Source organism: Taibaiella lutea, assembly GCF_008629695.1.
GTDB classification, from domain to species: Bacteria; Bacteroidota; Bacteroidia; order Chitinophagales; family Chitinophagaceae; genus Taibaiella; species Taibaiella lutea.
In genome coordinates this window covers 657,968-684,043 of the sequence record NZ_VWSH01000002.1, presented here as the reverse complement: position 1 = coordinate 684,043, position 26,076 = coordinate 657,968, and the positions used below count along the sequence as shown (strand labels likewise).

23 protein-coding genes and 1 tRNA gene are annotated in these 26,076 nt (G+C 35.6%); 5 read left to right on the top strand and 19 right to left on the bottom strand.

Going from position 1 to position 26,076, the window contains the following annotated elements:
• Positions 1 to 406 precede the first annotated feature (406 nt).
• Positions 407 to 577 carry a phosphatase domain-containing protein gene (locus F0919_RS18730; protein ID WP_449459608.1) on the top strand — a complete coding sequence of 57 codons (171 nt, stop codon included), beginning with the start codon at positions 407 to 409 and terminating at the stop codon, positions 575 to 577.
• Positions 578 to 884: 307 nt separating this feature from the next.
• A complete protein-coding gene (locus F0919_RS10040) occupies positions 885 to 1,193 on the top strand; it encodes a hypothetical protein (protein WP_150032609.1) in 309 nt (102 codons plus the stop codon).
• Positions 1,194 to 1,467: 274 nt separating this feature from the next.
• On the opposite strand, the gene F0919_RS10035 is transcribed toward F0919_RS10040, so the two are convergent.
• From F0919_RS10035 to F0919_RS10005, 7 genes are all read right to left on the bottom strand, one after another.
• Positions 1,468 to 3,363, bottom strand: a complete 1,896-nt coding sequence (locus F0919_RS10035; RefSeq protein ID WP_150032608.1) for an alpha/beta hydrolase — start codon at positions 3,361 to 3,363, stop codon at positions 1,468 to 1,470.
• A 78-nt stretch (positions 3,364 to 3,441) separates the two neighbouring features.
• A complete protein-coding gene (locus F0919_RS10030; protein ID WP_150032607.1) occupies positions 3,442 to 4,233 on the bottom strand; it encodes a S1 family peptidase in 792 nt (263 codons plus the stop codon).
• A 50-nt stretch (positions 4,234 to 4,283) separates the two neighbouring features.
• Positions 4,284 to 6,287: an AAA family ATPase gene (locus tag F0919_RS10025; RefSeq protein WP_394349711.1), complete on the bottom strand. Its 2,004-nt coding sequence runs from the start codon at positions 6,285 to 6,287 to the stop codon at positions 4,284 to 4,286.
• 65 nt (positions 6,288 to 6,352) lie between these two features.
• On the bottom strand, positions 6,353 to 6,814 hold the full coding sequence (locus F0919_RS10020; protein WP_190277338.1) for a hypothetical protein: 462 nt from the start codon (positions 6,812 to 6,814) through the stop codon (positions 6,353 to 6,355).
• 1 nt (position 6,815) lies between these two features.
• Complete coding sequence (locus tag F0919_RS10015; protein WP_150032604.1) at positions 6,816 to 7,688, bottom strand: hypothetical protein; 873 nt, start codon at positions 7,686 to 7,688, stop codon at positions 6,816 to 6,818.
• Between the two features lie 575 nt (positions 7,689 to 8,263).
• Positions 8,264 to 11,749 (bottom strand): leucine-rich repeat domain-containing protein, encoded by a 3,486-nt coding sequence (locus F0919_RS10010; protein WP_150032603.1) that lies wholly within the window; start codon positions 11,747 to 11,749, stop codon positions 8,264 to 8,266.
• Positions 11,750 to 11,979: 230 nt separating this feature from the next.
• A tRNA-Ser gene (locus F0919_RS10005) sits at positions 11,980 to 12,064 on the bottom strand.
• Between the two features lie 268 nt (positions 12,065 to 12,332).
• On the opposite strand from F0919_RS10005, the gene msrA reads away from it, so the two are divergent.
• On the top strand, positions 12,333 to 12,881 hold the full coding sequence (gene msrA / locus F0919_RS10000; protein WP_150032602.1) for a peptide-methionine (S)-S-oxide reductase MsrA: 549 nt from the start codon (positions 12,333 to 12,335) through the stop codon (positions 12,879 to 12,881).
• 242 nt (positions 12,882 to 13,123) lie between these two features.
• Here the strand turns inward: msrA and F0919_RS09995 are convergent, their stop codons facing one another.
• The 9 genes from F0919_RS09995 to F0919_RS09955 all read right to left on the bottom strand — a co-directional run bounded on the left by F0919_RS09995 (position 13,124) and on the right by F0919_RS09955 (position 22,664).
• Complete coding sequence (locus F0919_RS09995) at positions 13,124 to 14,221, bottom strand: SMI1/KNR4 family protein (RefSeq protein WP_150032601.1); 1,098 nt, start codon at positions 14,219 to 14,221, stop codon at positions 13,124 to 13,126.
• 217 nt (positions 14,222 to 14,438) lie between these two features.
• A complete protein-coding gene (locus tag F0919_RS09990) occupies positions 14,439 to 15,167 on the bottom strand; it encodes a LytR/AlgR family response regulator transcription factor (RefSeq protein WP_150032600.1) in 729 nt (242 codons plus the stop codon).
• Between the two features lie 9 nt (positions 15,168 to 15,176).
• A complete protein-coding gene (locus F0919_RS09985; protein WP_150032599.1) occupies positions 15,177 to 17,045 on the bottom strand; it encodes a tetratricopeptide repeat-containing sensor histidine kinase in 1,869 nt (622 codons plus the stop codon).
• A gap of 106 nt (positions 17,046 to 17,151) precedes the next feature.
• The gene (gene rseP / locus F0919_RS09980; protein ID WP_150032598.1) at positions 17,152 to 18,507 is read right to left on the bottom strand and encodes an RIP metalloprotease RseP; all 1,356 of its coding nucleotides are present in this window, start codon (positions 18,505 to 18,507) and stop codon (positions 17,152 to 17,154) included.
• A 68-nt stretch (positions 18,508 to 18,575) separates the two neighbouring features.
• Positions 18,576 to 19,745: a 1-deoxy-D-xylulose-5-phosphate reductoisomerase gene (locus tag F0919_RS09975; protein WP_150032597.1), complete on the bottom strand. Its 1,170-nt coding sequence runs from the start codon at positions 19,743 to 19,745 to the stop codon at positions 18,576 to 18,578.
• Positions 19,746 to 19,895: 150 nt separating this feature from the next.
• Positions 19,896 to 21,269: a porin gene (locus tag F0919_RS09970; RefSeq protein WP_235903488.1), complete on the bottom strand. Its 1,374-nt coding sequence runs from the start codon at positions 21,267 to 21,269 to the stop codon at positions 19,896 to 19,898.
• Positions 21,270 to 21,401: 132 nt separating this feature from the next.
• Positions 21,402 to 21,725, bottom strand: coding sequence for an MGMT family protein (locus F0919_RS09965; protein WP_150032596.1), 324 nt, complete (start codon positions 21,723 to 21,725; stop codon positions 21,402 to 21,404).
• 79 nt (positions 21,726 to 21,804) lie between these two features.
• Entirely contained in the window at positions 21,805 to 22,002 is a 198-nt protein-coding gene (locus F0919_RS09960) for a DUF5522 domain-containing protein (protein ID WP_150032595.1), read from the bottom strand.
• Between the two features lie 8 nt (positions 22,003 to 22,010).
• Positions 22,011 to 22,664 carry a tetratricopeptide repeat protein gene (locus F0919_RS09955; RefSeq protein WP_150032594.1) on the bottom strand — a complete coding sequence of 218 codons (654 nt, stop codon included), beginning with the start codon at positions 22,662 to 22,664 and terminating at the stop codon, positions 22,011 to 22,013.
• Between the two features lie 183 nt (positions 22,665 to 22,847).
• Between F0919_RS09955 and F0919_RS09950 the strand changes: the two genes are divergently transcribed.
• Positions 22,848 to 23,063: a hypothetical protein gene (locus F0919_RS09950; protein WP_150032593.1), complete on the top strand. Its 216-nt coding sequence runs from the start codon at positions 22,848 to 22,850 to the stop codon at positions 23,061 to 23,063.
• A gap of 51 nt (positions 23,064 to 23,114) precedes the next feature.
• Here F0919_RS09950 and ribH read toward each other — a convergent pair whose 3' ends face one another.
• The 3 genes from ribH to yajC are packed head-to-tail and all read right to left on the bottom strand — an operon-like array spanning position 23,115 to position 24,633.
• Positions 23,115 to 23,612 (bottom strand): 6,7-dimethyl-8-ribityllumazine synthase, encoded by a 498-nt coding sequence (gene ribH, locus F0919_RS09945; protein WP_150032592.1) that lies wholly within the window; start codon positions 23,610 to 23,612, stop codon positions 23,115 to 23,117.
• A 46-nt stretch (positions 23,613 to 23,658) separates the two neighbouring features.
• Positions 23,659 to 24,252 (bottom strand): dephospho-CoA kinase, encoded by a 594-nt coding sequence (coaE, locus tag F0919_RS09940; RefSeq protein WP_150032591.1) that lies wholly within the window; start codon positions 24,250 to 24,252, stop codon positions 23,659 to 23,661.
• A gap of 27 nt (positions 24,253 to 24,279) precedes the next feature.
• The gene (gene yajC / locus F0919_RS09935; protein WP_150032590.1) at positions 24,280 to 24,633 is read right to left on the bottom strand and encodes a preprotein translocase subunit YajC; all 354 of its coding nucleotides are present in this window, start codon (positions 24,631 to 24,633) and stop codon (positions 24,280 to 24,282) included.
• A 192-nt stretch (positions 24,634 to 24,825) separates the two neighbouring features.
• Between yajC and F0919_RS09930 the strand changes: the two genes are divergently transcribed.
• The gene (locus F0919_RS09930; protein WP_150032589.1) at positions 24,826 to 25,986 is read left to right on the top strand and encodes a tetratricopeptide repeat protein; all 1,161 of its coding nucleotides are present in this window, start codon (positions 24,826 to 24,828) and stop codon (positions 25,984 to 25,986) included.
• Positions 25,987 to 26,076: the final 90 nt, after the last annotated feature.

Here is a 26,076-nt window from a genome sequence, read left to right as displayed (position 1 = left end):
TAGCGGTTAAATTCAAAGTATTTAGAAAGAATTAAACGCGAAATATAGTAGCTAAAAAATAAAAATTAACATTACTTAAGGCCAATTATTTCATAAAAAGATAGTTAAAATGCTATTTAGCAGTTAGAATTTTTACATTAAAAAATATGTGGGTATATCAAAACAGAACATAAATATCCTGCAACAAAAAAGGAGCAAACATTTGATTTGTTTGCTCCTTTTGGTTTATTGAATTGTATCTAAAATCATTCTTCCTTTTGCCTGTATTTTTCTACGCTCTTCTCCAAACGTTTCTTAATTCGCGATGCCAGAAATTTTGGCCCCAACACCTTCATACATTTCTATAGCAGAATACATCAATATCCAAAGCAACCCTTTGTGATTTTGGCGGCACAAAAAACCAACGCTGAAATTTCCGGAACAACATGCTATTGCTTATGATAAACTATTGATGCACGAAGCAGGCTACAGCAGGAAAGATGTCATCATCAAACGTGAGATATTCGATGCTGAAATAAAAGAGCAATACTTTGTTGAGTTTATCCTGGACGACAGGAATCAGGTGGTGAATATGTGACGGGATGATTTGAAGTTACTTTGCTTTCAGGTTTATTACGGAGATTTTAAGCTGAGTAGTTTCCATAAAATTTTATAGTAAAAGGTATATCCCTAATAATATGGCATATCTTTTTTTATTATCCACAAAGGCTTTTAAACAACAGCCTTCGACCAATACAATATTTTCTTCGACCAATGACGACTGCCCGAATGTCGAATAGTTTAACACATAGGTCTAATGCTCAAGAAACAGGCTCCGGCACGATAGTATGTTTGCATTAGAAATCGAAACAAAAACATTTTTAACATCAAACAAAACAAATTTTATGAAAACTATCATTCGCAAAACCGCCATCGCAGCCGCTTTCATCTTTGCCGTTGTAACATCTTCATTCAATGCAAATGCGCAGGAAGACAATCTTGTTTATGAAATAAATTCAAATCCATCAATTGGCATTACTATTCCAAATGCAGTTGGCGCCAGCTATCTAATTAAAAATCAAAACGGAGCTATTGTTTATAAAGGACAAGTAAAAAGCGACAAAACATTTTATATTCCTACCAAAAAGTTAGGTACAGGCAAGTTCTGTTTTTATATTGGAAGCCTTGCTATACAGTCTTTTCAGGTCAAATAGTTTCATTACTTCCCGAATTAAAATAATCGAATTATACAGCTCTTCAAGAAAGAAACAACCGGATCCAATTGTCACTTTTGGGTCCGATCAGTTTCAAATCAGGTTTGCCTGATTCAGAAAACAAAAATGCCAGCCTTATAAAGACTGGACATATGTTGTATTGTTTCAGCGGGAGGGATGTGTCAAATTTCGAACTTTTTGATGAATGATTTGAGTGACATCGAGTTCTTTGCACTCTAATGATATTACAAGATAGTAGTCTATTATTGAATGATTAGATCTTTTTGAATGTCCAGTAAATTTTATGTTCATTTCTAATTACTAGTTGTTTCTGATCCAGCCTGCGTTGTGGCGGCTTGTGTCCTAGGAATGTCATATGGATATCATTTATCAATGATTCTTTTTGAGAAAAATAGCTATGCCCAATTAAATCCGTTTCAACTCCTGAGGCATCAATAGTATCTACTCCTTCAATTATTGCCATTTCTTCCCCAGCTTCTCCTAATCTATTGTAACTATGTCTAATAAACCTAGATAGTTTCATTGCCCAATCATTTTTAGATACATATAAAGTCAAGTGCTGTGGGCTTTGTATTTCTGGCATTATATGGTTGATAAAGAGGTCCCGATCAATATCGGGTGCAGCAAGGATAATTTGATTAATTGCACTTGGGAAGAGGTTTTGTTTTTTTAATTTCAAGAGAGCTTTTGACAAAACAACACTACCCATGCTATGGGCTATAATATTAATCCTATTTTCTCCAATATTATCAATTAAGTAAGTAAGAAACTCATTTAAATAATTCGAAGAAATTTCAGCAGAATCACTATCAGCAACATAGCCAAAGAAGGACCCCATTGTAGGCCAGGAGTAGCTTATAACTGGGCCCTTGTAGTTTAAATCGTAACCAAGTTGAGCCGCTCTAAGAATGCCATCTTCAAAAGAATCTTTAAATCCATGAACAAAAAGCAAGATATCTTTATCATTATTTACTCTAATTTTTTCTGAAATCTTTTGAATAAACACATTACTATCGAATAGATCATTTGATAAAATAATCATATCCTTATTTGGATCTGCAATAAAAAAATTCTTTATTAATGGTGCAAGGCCGTCAATTGTACCAACCTTATGATTATATGGAATACTTACAGCGCAATGGCCCAAATGCAATCTTTCACCTCTTTTGTTGTCGAATAAGACAGGTGATTCAGACTTGAGACGACGATTTGTAGAATAATATACCGCATATTCGACAAATCTCTTTCGGGTTGAATCGCCTAATCCAGTATGCTTGTTGAAATTAATTTTTCTAAAATCATTTTCATTGGCCAAATTTTGATCGTTTAAATCCCACTCAGTACTGAAATCTTCCCAATCTTCATTTAATTTATTTGGTTCGTCAAAAACAAGATCTAAGTGTTCTGTTCGACCTATTTTATCTATGTGGATATCCAGATATCTTTTTATTTCCTTTGCTGAAAATGCGTAAATGTAGTTCTCATCTAAAAAACCATTGGTAAGAAATGCAACAGGTTCCCCTGTTTCTGAAAAGATAGGAGCACCACTCATACCCTTAAATTCCGAATCTTGTGTAATAGGACGATCTATTACAAATCTCTCATAAGGGCCAAATTTTCCGTCGTATTTTATATTTTGTTCAAGCCTTTCTTCATAATGTAAAATTTCTCTATCCCTATCTATATTTACCACTCTTCCGTAAAGAAAATAGTTTTCGCACTTCTTTAAATCATAACTAAGATTGGTAGGAACAGGAGTTTTTTTGCCTCCTGAGATCGTCAATTCTTTAAAGACTACCTGGGGCTGATTAATGTCTAGATACTCGCCTAACTCTAAATATCCTATATCTAAAGATTCTAATTTCTTTAATTCAGGATTCTCTGTTTCAAGTTCCAATGAGTACATATCTACATAGTTGAAAGCTCCGGGGAAATAAAATTTCGATACTCCCCCCATTTCTGTATACAAATTAATTGCTGACTGACTATTCTTTAACTCTGTAACGTGTTGAACGGAAATCAGGAACTGTCGATCTTGATAGACAATTAAACATCCATTTCCGCAGCCAATAGGTTCACAGTCTGTAATTGATAAATTAAGAATTTGTTGGGTAGATCTTACTATATATTCTAATAGCCGATTTTTCATTGAACATAAAATTAATAAAAACGAACGAGAGGAAGTTTAGGTAAAATATGAATCTTAGCTAAGATGTGAAAGAGATTATTAGGTGAATTTCTGAGCATCAAATTCAACCATTTTAATTATTTCGGCTTCTAATTCAATTAATCGCGAAGCTTTGATTACAAGTCCCAAGTTAATGGGGACTGATAAATTTTTGAACGTCATTTTGGGACCTTTAGAAAGAATACCAAGTAATATGATTTCCCCTATCATATTTCCATCAGCCTTCATTGAATAAAACACTGGAGAGCCTGAAGATCCAGGAAAACAAGCTGCATCAATTAAGAATTCCTGTTTACCATTGTAGTCAATCTGAGGACTAGTAGCTGTAATACCCTTCCTGCAAATTGGTAAATTATTTTGTTCATCCCACAATCCATTTGGATAGCCTATCATGATAATTTCCTCGATAGAATCCATTTGTTGAAGTACAAGCGAACTTGGAATTATCGACTTGGTAATGTAATGGGTGTAAATTTCCTGCGAATATTTAGTACGCATATCTTCAACAATTGGATATAAAGATATTGCGCATAAATCGACAGCGGGATCTGGATGCCTTACAATCGCTGTTTGAATATCATTGACTTTATATTTGGTGAAATTACCTGTGCTGTTTCCCAACTTATCAGATAGAGTAAAAACTAAATAAATATTTTCTGCGCCTTCCAATACATGGTAATTTGTTATGATAACAGAAACATATTCAGACTTATCCTTATCACCAATGGAATAGAAAAAACCTGTTCCTGCCTTTGTTATACTTTTAGAGTTTGCTTCAATTCTTACAGTAGTTGATGAAAGAACTTGGCCAGGCTTTAGTGAAGCTTTCATAAATATTCAGATTATAATAAAGTAGTAAGAGATGTATCTAAAAAAAGAAGCTATTTTAGGTCAATTTGATTTTGATCGGCCAGCTTTTTTATAAATCGTCCATCTCCCTCGATATGATGAAAATTTATCCCTGCTGTTGCGGCATTGAAATCGGTTAATGAATTCTGAAACGAAGCGAAGACAATACTTTGTGAGTCCTGCTGGAGTGACAACTCTTTTAAGAATTCATGGAAGTCTCCAGTCGAAGCGGATTGTTGTTGAGGTTCATCAAATAGCAGAAGCATAGGATGATTACCCTTCTTCCTATTAGATGTAATAAGCAAGGCGATATAATAAGCCCACATGCAACGTATATGGTCGCTTCCTGAAGAATCAAATCGTATATCGTAGGACTTAGGTTTTTCATTCGGAAGACGTACTTCAATAACTGGAACATATTTTTCCATAGAAATTTTAATTGCCTCCTTAGCCTTACTCCTATAATTAAATTTTGAAAGTAACGATAAGAATGTCGTTTCCAAATATCCTATTTTTTCTCTATCAAGAGCACTAAAGAAATCGCCCGCAAGATTACCTTCTGTCCTTTTTATAATTTCCCAATCATTAGAAAGTTGCTTCAATTGTTTCTTCAATTCTTCTATATTGCTGTTCAAATCTGTGTAAAGAGCTAGAAGGCGCCTAGTATTAATCTTACGTTCGATCAACTCTTCAGATGGAAGTCTTTCGTCGGAAATCAAATCTCTTTTAATGCTACGAATTTGTTGTCTTAGATTTGAAAGGTAAGTGCCATACTCACTATTTGTTGTCTCTTTCTCAAGTATCTTTTTTCTTTGACCAGCAATGAATACTTCCAGCATTTTGAGTTGCGAAGTCAAAAAACTGATATTCTCATCAATTTTCATGGGTGATTGATGAATATTACTTGGCAATAATGCTCCATCTACGTCTTGCCCACAGGTCGGACAAGTTTCACTTGATAAAGGCGATTGAATAGTAGCACCCAATTTAAGCATTTTATCTGCCGATTTATTATTTGCTAAATCTTCTTCTACGTTTTTCTTTTGCTGAATGTATTGTTTTAAACGCTCTTTTTCTAGTAGAATTTCATTTTCCATTTGCTCATACCTGTGGTTGCCACGAGTTAAGCTAGTGGTAAGCTCGTTGAGGCGATCTTGATTCTTATTCAAATTCGCTCCTACAGTAGTTTCCGTCGAAGTACTCAATTCTTCAAATTCGTTTTGTAGTTCGTTGATTAACTCAGAGATCAGGTAAGATTTATTATTGCGGTGAAATCGAAAATATATTTCATATAGATTGTTGATTATTTTGGGTTCACTTTCCAATCCTTGCAATTCACCACTTGAACGCTCTCCCATACGCTTAAATTCAGAATATAAGTTTGTCCACTTTTCCTGTAAAACGCGCTTTTCTATATTAAGTAGAATTTTGTCTTGCTCATTTTTGAAAACATCTAGATTCAAAAGAAATTCAATGACTCTTTCTTCTGAATTCTTGACACCATAATAAGGAATGGTGGCAAAAAAGGATGACCATCCTGATTTTTGTTCGATGATAAATGCAGGGGCGATGAGCGGAAGATAAAGTTTAGTTCGATTACCGATAGTATCTAGTACATCTGGCAATTTCCAACCCAAGAACTCTTCTAGGAATACATGAAACCCATAAAGCTCATCAGATGCCGCTCCTTTGTCATGAAGATACATTTGCCGCAACTCATAATCTTCCGAGCTTGTGATCTGTGGACCATAGAAAACATCAACCAGTTGCGATTTTCTATGTTCCATGATAACGCTTCGTCTGATCGTTATTGAAGATTGCCCGTTCGAAATTTGGAGCAAAATAGCAGATTGGGTAACTCTATGGTTGATCTCATCATCAACAACTGCATCCTTGAGAACGGATTGCATTGTCTTCTCATTCTTTCCCCCAATGAGCTCTTCAAATCCCAAGGCGTATAATATGGATTGAAACAAAGTGCTTTTGCCAGAAGTATTGTTCGCTCTTATTATATTGAGACCAGGAGCAAAAGGAATGGTGACCCGTAAAGTCCGTTTGTTGTATTTATTTCAAGTTGAAGGGCTTGTAGTTGAAGCATGGTTTATTGAAATTTGCTTGCCAATTCTTTGACTTTTTGTTCAGTTATTGTGTTTTTCCCAAGCCAAATGAGGAATTCCTTTTCTTTATTAAAAAGATCTTTTTCTTTTTTCATCAATTTGAAAAGCGAATCGCCTCTTTCTGTTATAGTATATTCTCCGCCAATATTATTTATTAAGTTGTCGCCTATGGCAAATGCAATGGCTCTATTAACAGTCGGCTCAACTCCCCAGATATGAATATCTCCTCTAAATCCTGTATTGATCCAATTAGACACAATACCAATATTCTTTTTGTTTTTAATAGACCAACAAAGAAAATGTAACTTCATCATTGACGACTTTCCGGATCGACAACTCAGTGACAATATCATTAAAATGTGGCCGATCTTATACAGAGAACGGTAGTCAGCCGGTAGTGGAATATCTCGCTTGGTAAAACTTAAATGCTTAATAATGCCTTCCATGTTATTCAAAGTCTAATGGGCATCTAAGCAGCCAATCTGCAATAGCGCCATTCATAAGTGTTGTAATAGTTGTTTCGTCTAAATAAGCGAAATTATCTTTTAGACGTTCCTTTACGAGTGTTCTAAAGCTCAGATATAGCTGGTTGTTGTTTTGAGTAGGGAACATGCATAACTCTGTAACTTCTTCTTCAATTTGGGATATTAAAGTCAAATAGCGGTCGTAATCCTGTGGATGCAAATTTTGCCATCTTCGCAATATTGATTCTCTGTCAAAATAACTTTTGATAGTTGCTTCTGTGAGTTGGTTAACTTTGTCTTCTAAATTGGGAGGGTTATCAGAGAATCTTTTATTATGTTTCCTAATAGCATTACCTACCAAATCAATCTCTTGTTCTCTCCAAGTAATAATAGCAGAAACAGGAGTAATGTCTGGGCCAATGGTCAATTTTTGTGCATTACTGTTAAGAGCTATCGGTATTTGGGCGATGAAATTATCAATGTCATGGATTAAAACTTGGAAAGAAGGGTCGATAATATTCAAATTCGAATCTAAGAGTTCTTTCTTTTTATTATTACAATGCAGTATGAGATCATTCATCCTATATTCGGGAGTTACAAATATCCATTCTTTGATTTTTACTCCATTCAAAAAACGTCCTAACCTGTCTACATAAACGGACAGCTTTCCTAAATCCCTTGTGATTTTATCTCTTTGCTTCTCGTATAAAGCAGTTGAAGTTATGTTATTGTCAGGGCAATAACATTGGAACACTTTACCTGTCTTGGTAAATCCTTCTATTCCGCAATCCCCAGAAGACGCTGGAATAGGTTGGTAATGTTCTGATTCATATTTAAGCCGGAAACAAATTTGCATTAGTTGTTCCCACGAATCTCCATCGAACGAGCCGAACCGTGTATTATACATTAAGTCTAAGTTGGTTAATGGTTTATATCGTCGTAAAGATAAAAATATTAACAAAACAATGTAAATTTTTTTGATGCAAATGCCTATCTGTAGTTTTTTAAAACGGAATATATAGGGTGAACGGGATTCGAACCCTAAATGTCTTATAATGAATGGGATAAGAGAAATAAGCAAAGTAGCTTAAACGACAAAACCCGCTACTAGAGCGGGTTTTATTCATTTCTGCGGGGGAATGTATCAATGTTCGAACCAATTGGTAAGGGATTTGGCGGAAATTGATTTTTTTTGAGATGAATATAGTTATTGACTTTATCGTTGAAGTTTTACCGCTATGATCACCTTTATTGAGCTAGCTAGTGTAACTGATTAGAGATTGTAGAGCCTCTGCCGTATTGAGAACATAGCTCTCAGTCAATACCTGATTAAACATGCATCTCGGTAAAATGCGTATCCTCAAATCTTCGCTTGATCGAATCTCCAATACATACCAAAAGCGTTCAAAAGGATGAAAATATAAAATTGATTTAGCTTATTTCTTTTCTACTTATCCTTCTATAAATCTCCTGTACATCCTTTGGCAAACGCTCGCTTGTGTAAAATTCTGCGCCGGGTGGTATTTTATCATCATCAATCATTACTCGAAGCGCCTCTGCGACTATATACCAAGCCATATTTTTGTTCGGAAAATCTGAGACTGGCTTAGCGGTATAAGGCAATGCTGTATAAGTTCCTAAATTATATTTTTCAGTTGTCCACCTACAGAAATCCAGAATAATCGGAACAATTTTTAATTGAGGTTCGGTTTTCTTTCTTTCAAGGGCCTTTTTAATTTCATACTCAAAAATATAATCTGTATGCATGAAGTTTGGGCTAACCATAAAACAAATAATATCCGATTCTTCAAAATGTCTCTGTATAGAGGCATTCCACTCTTCACCAGCAATTAATTCTGTACAATACCAATGTCCAACTTTTCCATCTCTTTGAAGCGCACTAAGATGTTTTTTGAATTCATCGACCATGGTTAAGTCATCTTTAGAATATGAAATAAATAAATTTTTCATCTTTAAGGGTTTATCTAAGTATTCTTTAAAATCCACAAGCTTATAATAGTTGTGGTTATATTTGAAAACGTAATGTTGCAGCTCTGCAGCTTCGATAATATCTTTCAGCGGCACACAATTTCCATTTGATGCAAATACGGCCTTATCAACATTTCTGTCTTTGGTGATTGAGTCCAGTGCAATTAAAACTTCATCACTAAAATTGCCCTTTTTACCAGTGAGAGAGCAAACATCTATGTAGCCTTTATATTCTTTTGAATCGTTATCATTATTGAAAGACACCAAAATAATCTCTTCTGAAACATTATCTTTTAAGACAACACCGTTTTTCCAAAAATAATATGGGGCATTATCTAAGCCTCCATTCAAGATTTTCGAACCGAAACTACTAAAGAACTCCAATACAACTGAGCGATGGATGAAGCCCTTGAATTGATACCGGAAAAGCGGCTTTTTAAACTGAGACAAAAAAAGTTGTATTCCAGATAACGGCTTCGATGGTAGGTATAAAGGCGCAATTAGAAGATCTGTTTTAACTGGGTGACTAAAAACAATTTTAAAATGTGTCATTACATTTATTAGAGTCTGAATCTCCTTTTCATTAAGCACTTTAGGCTTAGTTGCAGTAATTTCAGATTTCTCAATTACACCATTTTTTTGAGCAAGCTGCAAAAGAATATTATGAATATGTTCGACAAGATAATTTTGATTAATGAAAACTCTATCTGCGAGTTCTTTATTTTCAGGAAAATACAGCACTAACCCTATTGTACTAAGATATTGAATAAAGCTAATTGTATTTTGGCGATTGAATACTAATCTATCAATTTTCTGTTTACTTGCCGTTTCCAACTCTGGCATTTGCCTAATAACTTTATTGCAATAGTTTTGAAATCTGCGAATTGTCAATTCATTTTTTCGTTTATTACCGTGCTTTTCTATATGCTCTTTAATGGCACCCCAAGTTCCCAATAGTGGTCTTTGAATTATTGGCATATCGTCAATTAGTTCAAAAATCTTATCCTTGACATGCTTCAGTCCACGATCCTCTTTAACGGAAAAATTTGAAAAATCCGCAATCCAACCGTATTTTCTTGAAAGCTTTTGTTGGTTTAAAAATTCAATATTCTTGTATGTATCAACCTTGCTTTGGAAAACTAATGTATTCCGTTCTTGATTTTTCTTTGACGATTCATCTTCCAAAATTTGACTACTTACTTCAACATTGCCAGATTGTAATTTCTCCTTTTCGAGTACCAACTTCCGTACTTGTGCCTCTCCACTTGCTATCTTTCTTCTGCCCGTAAAATAGGAAATTGAATCAAGCCAGTATTCGACCGGATATCCAATTAATTCATTTCCTGGTTCTCCGATTTTAGTCAATTCATATGGATTATTATCCCATAATGTGAGATAGATTGCGTCTTGTGTGAAAAATAAATAGTGTGTATCGTGATAGTATTCCTGTCCACCAAAGTCAAAAAGACGAAGATTATATTTTCGGCCATTTATTGTCTCTTGCCATGGTATTCTGTTAAACCAAGTTGTTGATAACTGATTTAATTTTTTACCTCCACTAGTTAACCAAAGAGCGAGAGTCGTTTTTCCTACACCGCTATTTCCTACCAAAATCACCTTTATGTCATTATTGATAACCAATGGTAAATCTAGTTCTTGTTCCTGTTCCCATCGATTAAAATAATCCATTACAGCATCCATTCCATTGGCAATAACATCAAGTGGTGGAAGGCGTAATTTCTTGTTCTCTGCTACTCCAATAGTCTTCAGAGCCCATTTTGAATCACTTATTTGCAGCCTTTGAATTAGATTCCTGATATTTTGAAGATTTTTAAGTTGATTAGAGTGAAGATCAATTGTTGTAATGTTTGGACAGTAGTTTAGAAATGAAACGTCTTGAATAAAATTGTTGCTAATAAACAATTCAGTCATTTGGGGTAGTTCCCCATTAACACTCACCTCTTTAATATTATTATTATTTGCATGGAGCGTTTTTAAATTTTGAAGTAGGTCTAGCCTATATATATTATTTACTTCATTATTGCTCACATTTAAAAACTCTAGTTGAGTTAGTTTAGTGAAGATTCTAAAATAACGAAGTCGCCAACGGTTCCACTTGCCATCCTCAGTTTTCCAATCCCCACTACAGTATATTCGCTTTAAATTTTTCAAAAGCTTAAGTTTGTTGGGAATTCGGAAAATATTGTTTGGGTAGCCGATATTTGCATTGCTACTAACAACCCTATACCAACTATTGTCATTATAATTAGCATATTCATTACTTAAAATTAATTCTTCTAAATGCGTACATTGGAATAGTTGGGGGAAGCGTGTTAGGTCCGTAATACCACAAAAGCCTAAATCTATTGTCTTCGAACCAGCAACATAACATTCATCAATAATCGAGTTTGCAAGATCATAATGTTTCTTAAACCAAACTACCATTGACTCTTGTGAGGTAAAAGAACCATTTAGCAATTGAGGATAGATTATATTTTCATAATCACATGTTACCTTGAATGAACTATTTTGCAATAAGTCGTAAAGTGGACTTAGATCCCACACTTTTGTTTTTGATATATCTAAATGCTTGAGCTTAGTTAATCGTCCAATTTCCCAAATTTGCTCCAAATTTTGATTACCGGCTAAGCTTAGGTATTCTAAATTCTGAGCCAATTTAATTATGAATGTTATGTTAGTGAAACTAGAATGTTCAAGACTAAGTTTGACTAAAGAATTAAATCCAACTAGATTGGGAAGATACTTTCCGTCTATGCCATGTAGATGAAGTTCAACAACCTGCCCATCGGCATTTTGCACATAATGATGTTCATTGTCTTTGGAATAACCGCCGGCAGTAATCACTATATTTAGCTTCTTTTCTAATTCAATAATATTTTTAGGCTTTGCAAATTGAAAGTTACTCATAGAAAATTAGTATATTAACTGATTTTCAAAGGTAAAATAAGAAATGTAATATTTAATACTACCAAACGAGCTTTGGTATATGTAAACAGTATTTAGAAAAACTGATGCGATAGATATTTTCAGCCAACGGGATTCGAACCCTAAATGCTTCGTAATGAATGCAATAAGAAAATTCATCAAAATGAATCAAATGATAAAACCCGCTACGGTAGCGGGTTTTATCATTTCAGCGGAGAGAGAGGGATTCGAACCCCCGGACCTGTAACAGTCAACGGTTTTCAAGACCGTCGCAATCGACCACTCTGCCATCTCTCCGGGCGCAAAATAAGTGCATTCATTTCAATTCGCAAAAAAAAAGTGAAACTATTTTAAAAAATCTTTCAAAAGCCTTTGCCACAGCTATTTTCAAGACAATTCAATAACGAAATAATCTCATATTTTCAATAAACAAAATCGTCGTTGAACTTCACCAACTTCTAAAATCAACTTTATCTATAGTGCCTTTAGCTTTGCTATTTTCTGCCAAAATAAATATTGCGCATTAAAGTACTTTTGCAGAAATAAATAATAAACGGGAAGATAAATGACAGAACAGAACAAAGAAATCGCAACTTTTGCGGCAGGATGTTTTTGGTGTATCGAAGTACAATTCCAACAGTTAAAAGGCGTGGCAAAAGTAGAGTCAGGATTTACAGGCGGACATGCCGACAATCCGACTTATAAAGAAGTTTGTAACGGCACTACAGGCCATGCTGAAGCTTGCAATATTACTTTTGATTCTTCTGTGATTTCTTATGATGAGTTGTTAGCCGTATTTTTTACCGTGCACGATCCTACTCAGCTTAACCGGCAAGGTAATGATATGGGCACTCAATACCGCTCTGCTATTTTTTATCATTCTCCTGAACAAGAAGAAAAAGCGCATTATTATATCAAACGCCTGAATGATGAACATGCTTATAGTAGCCCGATAGTAACCGAAGTGCGACCATATACTATTTTTTATAAGGCTGAGGATTACCATCAGAATTATTACAACGAAAACAATGAGCAAGGTTATTGTAGAATGGTGATTAAGCCCAAGCTTGATAAATTCAAAAAAGTGTTTACAGATAAGTTGAAAATCCAATAAAAGGAAAATCCCAAACTTAGAAAAGTTCAGGATTTCATTTAACCATTATACAAAAACAATCAAGAGGGCATAAATCGAATTATAAACATCCTTTCTTCGACAAAAAAAAGAGCGCCCAACCCAAATGAATTGGGACAACTCTTATAAACCAAACACCCAAAACGCGAACCACCACGCTTTATCTTTCAACTTACCGAACCGGATAAAGAACGATAAGCAATTATATTTTTAAAAGGTATTACCTAAACATACATAGTAACAGGCCTTTTCAGTTTATCATTATTCATAGGATTCTTACCATCAAGAAATTGCTGTAAGAAATCATTCATGTCGGATGCCACATACCTTATTGCCATTTCATCAACTCCGAATGCAATGATTTGACCAATTTTTCCTGCCCAGTTCGGTAACATATCTATGCCGATAAAATTCCCTCCGCCATCAGTAATAAATGGAATCCTGAATGGATTTACATACATCGGCACTGTTTTTTCGCTCCTGTTTTTATATTGATATTCATCTATCAGATTCATGTAGTTAGAAGTTTGATAAATGGCTTTCCAGTTTTTCCACTCTTCCAATACCTTGTCGCCGGATAAAAATTCGGTATTATTTAAAAACGCTTTTACGCCATTACAGTTATCAAGCATCATCTTTAATTCTTCAGGAAATGCAAGGCCGGTTTCTTCCTGAAAAGTATTATAAACCTCTTTACACTCCAAAGCAGCATTGCCTTTCAAATTCGCTGTAAATAAAAGTTCAGACCATTGCTTTTTTAACTTTTCTATATTTACACTTGCCTGCTGCACATTCAATTCTCTGTACCGTGCAACAAAAGTTGCTTTAAGACTGGCGTCACCTGAATTTTTATATTCCAGAGGAGCAAGCTTATATATCCATGCTCCCATGTCATCAAAAGGATGTTTTTCCGGATAAATCTCATTATAAACATGCTTTTTGCACTGATGCCCATTCATAATAAAGTAGAAAGTCCCTGTTTTATCCCCAAGCAATTCACTATGCCATGTATTCAATGCTTCAGAAGGAGTAAACCGAACCGGCAATATAGTCTCGTCATTAAAATAAAATATACCACGATTGCAAATCTGAAGCTGACTCTTATCCCAAAATAATGTGAGCTGAACCGGCTTTGATTTAATATCAGATGGCAAAAGGGCCTTAAACGAATTGAAAATATTTTTCTTTGCAATTTCCTGTTGCGCTGCATTGGCAGACAAAGGAAAAACAATTAGGTTTTTCGTATTGACATTCAAATATTCTATGTCAGTAATTTCTTGAACTGCTTTATTAAAAGGCAGTAAAAATGATTGGCTTATCATATTTCACATCGGTTAAACCTGGTTCATACTTCCTTATATTCTGCCGGTTGAATTTTAAGATTTCCCGAAATGAAAACATATTGAAAATTCTTGCGGTTAATATCAGGCCGTGTTTTGTTTACTGATGTAAAAGTAGAATATGGGGAGCCGATAGCAATGACAGAATCAATATTCGTTTGATTCTATCTAATATTCGTAGAAAAAAGGCTGAATATTCTTATTGTGCAGCTTTAAACTGCCTGAATTGTTCTATAAATTCAGAGCGCTTTCTTACAGAAACCGGAACTTCTTCCTTGTTTTTCATAATGATGGTACCATCACGACTATAAAGCGCTACATAATTCAGGTTAACAAGATGAGATTGGTGCGTCCTGACAAATATTTCGTCAGGCATAATGTCATCATATTCCTTAAGCGTCTTGGAGCTCAATATTTTTTTATTGTCATTCAGGTAAAAATAGGTATAACCCTGCTTGCCTTCGCATCTTACAATATCGCTTAATTCAATAATAAAAATTTCTTTTGTGGTTTTAACCACAACTCTTTTCATGTCATGATTTTGCAATGATTGCTGTATTAATTGCTTACCGGAATACGTAGTATCTTTCAGTCGATATAATGTACTGGCCAGCTCTATAGGATCAACCGGTTTCAGTAAATAATCAAAAGCATTGTATTTAAAGGCTCTCAGCGCATAATCATTATATGCTGTAACAAATACCAGGTGAAAATCAAGATATTCCAATTGGTCCAGCAAATCAAAACCCGTTTTGTTTTTTAGTTGAATATCTAAAAATACAATATCGGGCTTGTATAGCTCTATTTTATGTTTTGCTTCTATTACATTTGAAGCTTTTTCCACCACTGTCACAAAAGGGTATTCCTGAAGTAAAATCTCCAGACCTTCCCTTATTTCCTGTTCATCATCTACAATTATTACGTTCATCTTTTGGAGTTATGATAAAATAGGTATGTCAATTTCAACTTTAGTTCCTGCTGCTTCACCTTTTTCGTTGTTCAAGACAGTAATTTTATAATCTAAAGTTTGTTTCAGGTACTTTGATAATATAACTAATCTTCGTTTGGTAATTTGTGTTGACAAGGATACTTTTTTATTTGCAGATTCCGATTTTGATACATTAATATTATTACCATAACCAACTCCGTTATCTATCACCGTACAATGAATGTAATTGTCATGTTGCTGAAAATGAATGTTGATAAATCCGTCTGTCTTTTCAACGATGCCATGTTCTATGGCATTTTCAACAATAGGCTGGAATAACATTGGTGGAATGGATACCATATCTTCTTCAATTTCTTCATCTACCGTAATTTCATAGTCAAATCTGTCATTATATCTTATTTTTTGTAAAACCAGATAGTCGTTAAGTGTAGTAAGTTCATTTGAAAAAGTAACGTGGCTTTGCGTAGAGTTTTCTAAAATATTGCGCACCAGTTTTGAAAAAGTAGCAATATAACTGGCTGCTTTTATATGCTCTTTCTGCAAAACAGTTGATTGTATATTACTGAGGCAATTAAAAATAAAATGAGGATTCATTTGTGAACGCAACAATTGCCGTTCCAGCAAAATCTGTTCGGCTTTAAGCCTTATTGCTTTGTTTCTGAACATTAAAAAAACGGTCAGTAGCACCATTAAAAACAAACCAAGACTTATATATAAAATTATTCTGTTTTTAAAAAGTGTCTTTGCCTGGTGTTCATTCCTTTCATGCAATAAGTTAATTTGATTCTCTTTTTCGGCAACATCATATTGAGTTTGCAGCTCTTCAATCTGCCTGATTTTTTCAACATCCAGCAGCTCCTGATTTTTTTCATTATACTCTTCTGAAAGTGCAAGAGCATCCTTATATCTTCCTTCACTTTCCCGCAACCGGATCAGACTTTTAAGCGCCGACAACTGTGTTACAACATTTTCAGTTTTTTTTAAATCAAAAAGTAAATGTTCTGCTTCTTCGAATTTCCCCTCTGATATTAAAACCTCTGTATAATTTGTTACTAACTGATTGCTTGGGTTGGCCGGATTTAAATCAAAAGCAAGCTTATAATACGTTCTCGCCTTTTCAGGTTGTCCTTCTTTGGCATATACAAGGCCGAAACGTGTATAACATTCTGCAATTGCAACCGTATCTTTAAGCGATTGATTAATTTTAAGTGCCTTATTTAAATAGAAAAATGTAGAATCTGTTCGCCCAAGTTGAAAATACTGTCCGGCAACATTTACGTAAACTACGGCTACACTTTGAGGATCCTGCTGTTTTTCAAAACCTGAAGCTGCCATCTGCATCCTGACAATAGCTTTCTTTTTTTCCTTCAAAAATAACAGTAATTCAGCATAGGACTTATTGTAGAAAGGTGCAAAATCAAAATTATTAGCTAAAACAACTGAATCAAGACTCTGATACAAAGCATAAGCTTCCACGTACTTTCCATTTGCGACATATTGAGCAGCCTGCATATATCTGAGATCTGCTTCGTATTCAATATTTTTATTTAATCTGGCCCAATAGAGACCTTTGTTTCTGTAAAGATTAGCAGAATCGTTGTTTAACCGGATGTTGGTATAGTAATCTACTAACTTTACATAAGCCCTTATCATACCCAACGTATCATAATGCCGGCTCGTTAAATCATATTCTTCATGTGCTAATTTCAGATACAATGGAAGATTATGCTGATTCATGGCATCTGTACTCTTCTGATTCCTCAATTCGTTTAAGGTGGCAGCATAGTCCTGTGCAGTTGCATGAGAAGCAATAGCAAGAAATAAAAGCACCAAAAAGGATCTTAAAGTAGATGGCATTCGATTAAAGTGGTGGTTCAATTCAAGCTAAATTAATCATTATTAACAAAAAATCCTGCCGTTTGCGGCAGGATTCCTAAAATACACTATTATTAATATTATATCGTTACTTAAACATCTTTAAAACATCATTACCATTCACCAGTACCATTAAAATGAGTAATAACACCAGACCAATTGTGGTAGCTACTTCCACTACTTTTTCATTTACTTTTCTGCCTATAATCATTTCAATTAATGTAAATACTACATAACCACCATCAAGTCCCGGAATTGGTAATAAGTTCATGATGGCTAATGCGATAGAAATGAAAGCGGTAATACTCCAGAAATGAAGCCAATCCCATTCCGTTCCGAAGATTTTTGCCATGGAAGCAAAACCACCTGTTTGTTTATAAGCACCGTTTTTAAAATGAACAATTAATCCTAATTGCCTCCAATATTTTTGAATAGTTTCAACTCCAAGGTTGACGCCGGCAGGAAAAGACTCAAAGAAACCGTATTTACGGGTATCCACCTTGAAAAGATTCAATTTAACAAAGTCATCCATGTCATTGGTAGTCTGAAAACCAAGTGTTCCGGTATCACTTACCTGTACTTTTGCAGTTTGCATCGTACCATTTCTGATAAAAGAAATATCTACGATTTGCTTATTATGCCTTCTGAGTTCTTCTTTAAAAGCAATAAAAGTAGGCGTATTTACAGTGTCAATTTTTACAAGAACGTCTTTCGGCTGTAAGCCTGCTTTTTCAGCGCCGGTACCTGATGTTATTTTACTTATGACTGTAGGAAAAGCCACGGCAATTACAGGATTGTCTTTAAGCTTGCCAATCCATTTTTCAGGCATTTGAATAGTCTTTGAAACACCATTCCTGTTTACTTCTACTGTTTTTGCAAAAAGCAATTCAGATCTTGCTTCATCAAAATATTTAAATGTTTTGCCGTCAACGGAAACAATTTTATCGCCGTCTTTAAAACCTATTTCATAACCCAAAGAATCCGTAACCATTATACCGTTTTTCATTTCTGAAAGCGGTAATCTTTTTTCTCCCCACACAAATAAAATCATGGCATAAATCACGAATGCCAGTAACACATTTACAATAATACCGCCAAGCATTATCAATAATCGCTGCCAGGGCTTTTTAGAACGAAATTCCCATGGTTCCGGTGGCTTGGCCAATTGTTCTTTGTCCATGCTTTCATCCACCATCCCCGCAATTTTCACATAACCGCCCAAAGGAAACCAACCAATGCCCCATTGTGTTTCACCAATTTTCTTTTTAAACAATGAGAAGGGCAATATATTGCTGAAAGGAAAAAGGAAATCAAAAAAGAGGTAAAATTTTTCTACTCTTGTCTTGAACAAACGCGCAAAGAAAAAGTGACCACCCTCATGTAATACGATTAATAAAGACAGCGCCATAAGAAACTGTACTATCATTATCAAAGTTCCGGACATAAATATTTTGAATTATAAATTTTTTATCGGCAATCATTAAAGGAATTGCCGGCTGAATATAAATTATTTTAATTGTAAAGCTGGCTGCCTTTCAGCAAGCTTTCCGTAAGTCTTCTTGTAGCCGCATCTGTTTCTTCTAAATCCTGTAAGGTTGGTTTTTCAATAAATGCAACATCATTCAAAGCCCGTTCAATAATGTCATTCATTTCCAGAAAGCCTACTTTATTCTGAAGGAACCCATGAACCACCACTTCATTTGCTGCATTCAGCACACAGGTAGCATTTCCGCCTTTATACATGGCATCTTTAGCTAACGCAAGATTACGGAATGTTTTATAATCGGGTTGCTCAAAATTCAGTTTGGGAAAATCCTTGAAATCGAATCTTTTAAAATCATTGTTCAGCCTTTGCGGGAATGCCAGTGCATATTGAATAGGCAATTTCATATCGGGCAATCCCATTTGCGCTTTCAACGAACCATCTTTGAATTGAACCAATGAATGAATGATAGATTGCGGATGAATTACTACATCAATCTGGTCGTTTTGCAAATCAAATAACCATTTGGCCTCAATCATCTCCAAGCCTTTATTCATAAGAGTTGCTGAATCAATAGTAATTTTAGCACCCATCACCCAGTTAGGATGTTGCAAAGCATGGTCTTTCTTTACATTTACCAGAAAATTGGTTTTCTTTCCAAGAAAAGGTCCGCCGGACGCCGTAAGAATCACTTTCTCTACTGAATCAAGATGCTCGCCAATCATGCATTGAAACAAAGCAGAATGCTCGCTATCAACAGGCAACGGAAGAATGTTTTTTTCCTTTGCTTTTTGCATTACAATTTCCCCGGCAACCACCAATGTTTCTTTATTTGCAATGGCAACCTGCTTGCCTGCATCGATTGCTGCAATAGTAGAATGTAATCCGGCAAAACCAACAATTGCTGCCAAAACCATGTCAACCGTATCCCATTGCACTACATCACAAAGGGCATTTGCTCCGCTAAAAACTTTGATATCCGTGTTATTCAATGCTTTTTTTACTTTTTCGTAAGCATTTTCATTTGTAACGACTACGGCATTTGGTTTATACTTTTGCGACTGTTCAATCAATAAATCCGCATTGCTGTGAGCACTTAATATTTCCACATCAAACAACTCAGGATGGGCATCTACAACACCCAAAGCCTGCGTACCTATCGAGCCTGTTGAACCAAGTATCGCTAATCTTTTTTTCATATCGGATGGCAAAGATAAAGAAATGAAAAGGAATTGAATTGACTAATATTGAGTGTATTCCGGCGGGAAAATTGTTTAAAAATCCGGGTGATTTCGCTAAAAAACAAAAGACACAGCATGCTGTGTCTTTTGTTTAAATCGCCTGAATTTTTAAAAATTGAATTGCGCTCTTGCAGTAAAAACGCCGTCTTTCAGGTCTTTTTCAAATCCGGTTAAAGATGTTTTTTCATTTACCGGATGCTCATACCATAAAACAAGTTTCAAATAAGGATTGACATAATTAATATAACCAATGCCAAAAGTATTGTATCGTATATCGGCTGCAGTCAATCCGTTATCTTTTGAAATCTCTTTACCACTTACCTTTTTGTTGGGGTCATACCAATCAAATTTCAATCCGATTTGATGATGCCAGCTTCCCAGATGTTGCAGGAAATAAATATAAGCACCATCAAATGAACGAATGGCTAAAGGCAGATTTTTGCCGGTTCCATCGACAGGATAAGTACCGGGAGAAGCAGAATTGGAAAGTGTTCCTGTTTGCTGGCCTCTTATATATTCAGCCCTGAATTCGGTTTGCCCTTCTGCATTGGGGAATATTATCTGAAAATCAGCACCGAAATATCTGCGTGATGCATTCTTGCCTATATTACCTGACAATGAATCCGTCTGCATTTTCCAGATGCCATCTTCCTGTTTCATGGAATACAACATAGTGCTTTGATTGGTAATACCGCCGATATATCCACTCAAACCACCGGAAATTTTAGCATTCAACCCTTTAATGGTTTGCCTTTTGGAACTAATCCTAAAAACTACATCTTTATGATTATCATATTCCTGCGGACCGGCTAAGCCTTGTCCATTGTATATTCCCAGGTCAATGGCAAACCATTTAAACTTTGAACTTGCCTTACGCGGATTCAAACTTACCATAAAACCTAAATCACGTTCGGTTTTCATTAAAGTCTGTGACATCCTTCCTCTTTCCGGCGACTCCCTGTTCATAGAAGATAATAGAATTTCATAACCAAACGGGCGCGCCATCATACCCATTGAGAAGTGAAACAATTCAAATTTATTTTCATAATAACGCCCCCATAAGTCACGGATATTGAGCCCCTGCTCTGTTCCGTCAAATTGCACCAAAAAATAAACCGAAGGTTTTCCTTCATCTGTATAATGCGTATAATCCGTTCTGATACGGCCTCTCCTGATTCTGAAACGATTGCTTACAGCCACCGGCCATGTGCCGCCTTCAAATTCATTAGGCGCACCTTTTGATTCCGCAACCTGAAACTGGGGCTGGATATAACCGCTAAAGCCAATATTCCCAAATTTATTATATATGGTCAACATACTTTTACCAATGCGGGTAGAAGTATCAATCATATCTGTAAGCAAATTTGGATTGCCGTTCAGATTAAGGCTTTGTATATCTGTTTTCAGATTTTGACCGTAAGAGAAAGACACGCCAAATATTAAAGCAAAGGCGGTAATTATTTTGTAAAGAATACTTTTCACTGAATGTTTTTTGTGAGCGCAAAAGTATCTGTTTACAATTTATTAATCAAATGATAACTTGGAGAAATGGTATATTATGCGAGAAAGAAAAAATGAACACAATGAAAGACAAAAAATAAATAAACATTATTTTCAGTCAATTAATTCATTCGGATGCCAGAATACTTTATCAAAATCCTGAACCTGATCATCCTTGATTAGAATACCTTCTGCCTCCAAAAGCCGCTGCATTGTATCGCCTCCGAAATGATGTTTCCCGGTTAGAAGCCCTTTACTGTTTACTACCCTGTGTGCAGGCACGTCATGCAAATTGGCAGCAGCATTCATAGCCCACCCTACCAGACGTGCAGAACCTCCGGTACCAATACTTTGGGCTATTGCACCATATGAAGTAACACGGCCTTTGGGTATATGCCTTACAATGTCATAAATCAAATCGTAGATAGATGTTTTCAAAACAGCAGATAATTAAGAGAAAAATTCCGGTAAAGCTACAAAGCTTACCGGAAAATATTTTTAATTCAAAAGGAGAATTTTAATCAGTATCTCTATTGTCTTCTTTTCTGTCTTTTAATAGTGCCGTTCTGCGGGGCTCCGGCACCTGAAGATAATCGTAAGGGCAATGCCTGCAGCCATTACCGCAACAGTAGCCTCTGTTTAACAAATAATGGGCTGTCAGCACCATTTTGCCTTCTTCATTGTAATAATAATCAAGCCCCTCTTCTATTTTCATAAACCTTACTAACCGGGAATACGAGCCATGTATTTTTTCATTTCATTCAATTGCTCTACAATCTGCTCATTTTTAGGTTTTGCTGCTTTTGCTTTACCATAATAAAATTTAGAACCTTTGAAGTCACGACGCTGCAATGCAATGGAAGCTAATTGTAAATATGCTGTAGCACTGCTGTCGGCATCAGGCAAACCTGACTGAACTGCTTTTCTTAAATGCTCGGACGCTTCTTTCATATTGCCTTTACGATAAGCTATAGAACCTAACTGCAATAAAGCGGTACCTTGAAAATCCTTGTCTGCGCCACCCATTTCCAAACCTTTGCGTAATTCTGCTTCCGCCGAATCCAAATCATCACTCATAGTAGAAAAATTGGCTTTTAACATATAATAAGCCGAACGGATAGGTTTGTAAAGAAGATTAGGATATTTAACCCGCTGAATGATTTTTTGTGCACCCTCAACATCTCCTTCTTCAATATACCGTTGCATAATAGTAACCGGACCAACCATAAAATGAGCAACTACCATCAGAACAGCAATTAACATTGGCAGCCAACCAAGCCACCAGGTAACTTCAAAACCAAGATAAAACCCTAAAGCTAAAAGTGCTACCGCAATCCAGATGCGGTTCAGAACAATAAATCGACGTACTGCGAACATAATATTTATATCAATTGGAGCGCAAAGGTAAAACAAATCGAGACGAAGCACAAACAGGTTTTATTATGCGTAACATGCAATAAAAATGCATAGATTTAAAATGATTTTGCAAAATATTTTGTTTTGTTAAAATTAATTCTTTCATTTGCGTATTCTTAACATTAAAATCTTAAATTGATTTCCATGAAAAAAATTGCGACTTTTTTCTCTGTTGTAGCTGTAGCTGCTATTGCTTTCACTTCTTGTTCTAAAAAAGGTGATTACACTTGTGTATGTACTTTAGATGGTACTGAAGTAGCGAGAGTAACTTGGAACGACATTAAAAAATCTGACGCTGAAACTGCTTGTAACCAACAACAAACTTCAGGTGGTTCTACAATTAAATGCGAATTGCAATAATTCTACATTTAATAAAAGACTAAAACGGAGCACAATGTGCTCCGTTTTTATTTATAACTCATTTTTCATTTTTATCATTTTCAAGGCGGTTATCATTGCCTCTTCACCTTTGTGGCCATGTTTTCCGCCAAGCCGCTCCCAGGCTTCTTCTTCCGTATTTAGTGTAAGCACACCGAAAATAACAGGAATTGGCAAGGTCAGGTTCAATTGCAAAACGCCTTCCGTAACTGCTTTACAAACATATTCAAAGTGTGGCGTGCCGCCTCTTATAACTGCTCCGAATGCAATAATAGCTTCCGGCGCTTCAGAAAGAATTTTATTACTATCCCATACAGCTTTGCATGCAAATGGCAGTTCAAAGCTTCCGGGAACATATATTTCGTGTGTAATAACCGAATTACATTGCTGAGCAATGCGCTTTGCACCTTCTATTTGCGCCGCAACCATTTTGTCATTCCATTCGGTGGCAACAATTGCCACACGCGCATTCTCCATATCTATAAGGGAAGAAATATTCAGCAAATTATTGCTTTCAGTTGATAATGCCATATCAGATTTTAGATATTAAATGTCAGATATAATCTGTTATTTAAATTTATTTACAATTTGAAATTTCAATTAAAACTTTATTCAGTTCCAATACTTGTTCAATGATAGATTTAGTTCCGTCATTTTGAATGACATAATCACAACGGCTCATTTTTTCTTCTTCATTCATCTGATGCTGCATACGTTTTCTGATTTCTTCTTCAGAAACAGCATCACGCTCCATAGCTCTTTTCAAACGCAAATCAGCAGGTGCATAAACACCAATCATTTTATCCATTTCCACATAAGTGCCACTTTCAAAAAATATGGCAGCTTCTTTAATGGAATAAGGGAATTTTTGTGCTGCAAACCATTTTTTACCATACGCCACTGTTGCCGGATGTACCAATGCATTCAAGGCTTCCAGTCTTTGCTTATTCTTAAATACAAGAGATGCTAAAAACGGCCGGTTGAGCCGGCCGTTTTCATATACTTCTTCACCAAATAATTTTGAGATAGCGGCTTTCAGGGCTTCATCATGTTCCATCAGGTATTTGGCTGTAACATCTGCATGTATTACAGGAACACCTAATAGTTTGAACATTTCAGCTATCAGGCTTTTGCCTGAACCGATACCGCCTGTCAGTCCTACTTTCAGCATATTATTTCAATAATGCTCTAAAATAAATTAAGCTTTTACCGGTGTTGTGGTGTTGGTGCCGTTTTTCTTCTGGTATGCCATTGTCATTTCCATAGAAATAGCAGCACGTTCGATAGTAACGGTTGTATTACGATCTATTTCAACAGCAACAGTACCGTCATCATTCGTACGTACAATACGGCCGTGAATACCTGAAGTCAGAATAACTTTATCGCCTGTACCTGTACCTTCTGTAAATTTCTTTTGTTCTTTAGCACGTTTTTGCTGAGGACGAATCATGAAGAAATACATAACTACAATCATACCAACTAACATAATCGGCATCATTGCGCCACCACCCGGTTGTGCCTGAAGTATTACACTTGCAAAGGTTGTTGTCATTTTTTTAATCTATTTTTAAATTGAGGTGCAAAGGTAGGGATTAAATGTTTTAAGGCAAGCAAGGAAGCAATCCAAATTCAAAACCTTTTCATACTAAAGCACCGACTATTAAAATTGAATAAAAGGTTAAAATAACGCAAAAACAGCCATTTAATAAAATATGATTGTATTATTGGCAACAAAAGATATTACATGAACAAAACAAGAATATTGACATCTTCTCTGCTCCTAACGACTTTCCTTGCAACGGCACAACAAAGGACCATTCAGGTATTAAGTGCCACTATAAAGGATAAAAAGATCGAAAATGCGGAAGTGCTGTTACAAAAAAACGGTTCTCAAACTGTAGTTGGCCGTACAGACCTAAATGGGAATGTGCATATTAATGCTTCTTTTAATGATGATAATAATGCTACTGTAATTATCAAGAAAGCAGGCTACTCCACGCTGGTAGCCAAATGTCCCTGCGATAATCTTACTTATGCCATAAGCCCGACCATGCAAAATCTTGATGGTATGCGTATTGTGTTAAGTTGGGGAGCATCCCCAAGCGACCTTGATGCGCATCTTGCTTATGGTAGCAATCACATATACTGGGACCATAAAGAAGGAAGCAATGCTAATCTTGATGTGGATGACATAAATAGCTATGGTCCTGAAACCATAACAATTGAACAAAAGAATAATGGTCAGGAATATATATTTTCCATTCATGATTACTCGGACAGAAAGAATCCGAATACAATGAATTTAAGCAATAGCCAGGCTAAAGTTTTTGTGTATATAGGGTCATCATTGGTGCGTACTTATTATGTTCCACGCAATATGCAAGGAAATCTCTGGACCGTTTTTAAGTTAAATGCAAATGGAGAAATGGAAGATATCAATACTATGAACAGAATTAATCTGGATGCGAGTGAGGTAAATAATATTATGTTGCATCCACATGACGCCATAACCGCGACAATGAATTATGATATAAGCAATGCTGAAAGTCTTAATGCGGAAGGAGAAAATGCTTATCACAGAAAAGATTACCAGACTGCTATAAGCTATTATAATCAGGCTATTCAGGAAGACCCAAATTACGGGCAAGCTTATGGGAATCTTGGCCTTGCATATAAAAAGGCAGGTAAAAATGCAGAAGCAATATGGGCTAACAGGAAAGCAATAACATTGGCTCGTGGCTCTAATGCAAATGTTGTAAGGGCAGGCTCTTACTATAATATCGGGCGTATTTATGAAGATAAATCGCAATTTGCGAATGCACTGCGCATGTATCAATTAGCTAAAATCAATAATGCCAATGTGGTTTATGACAAAGCCATACAAAGAATGAATGCGAAAATGTAATAAAGAGCTTTTAAATTATAAAAAAATCAGTTCTGTACTATTATTCAACCTGAAGCCTGTAAGCCATTACAGGCTTCTTTACGAAATATA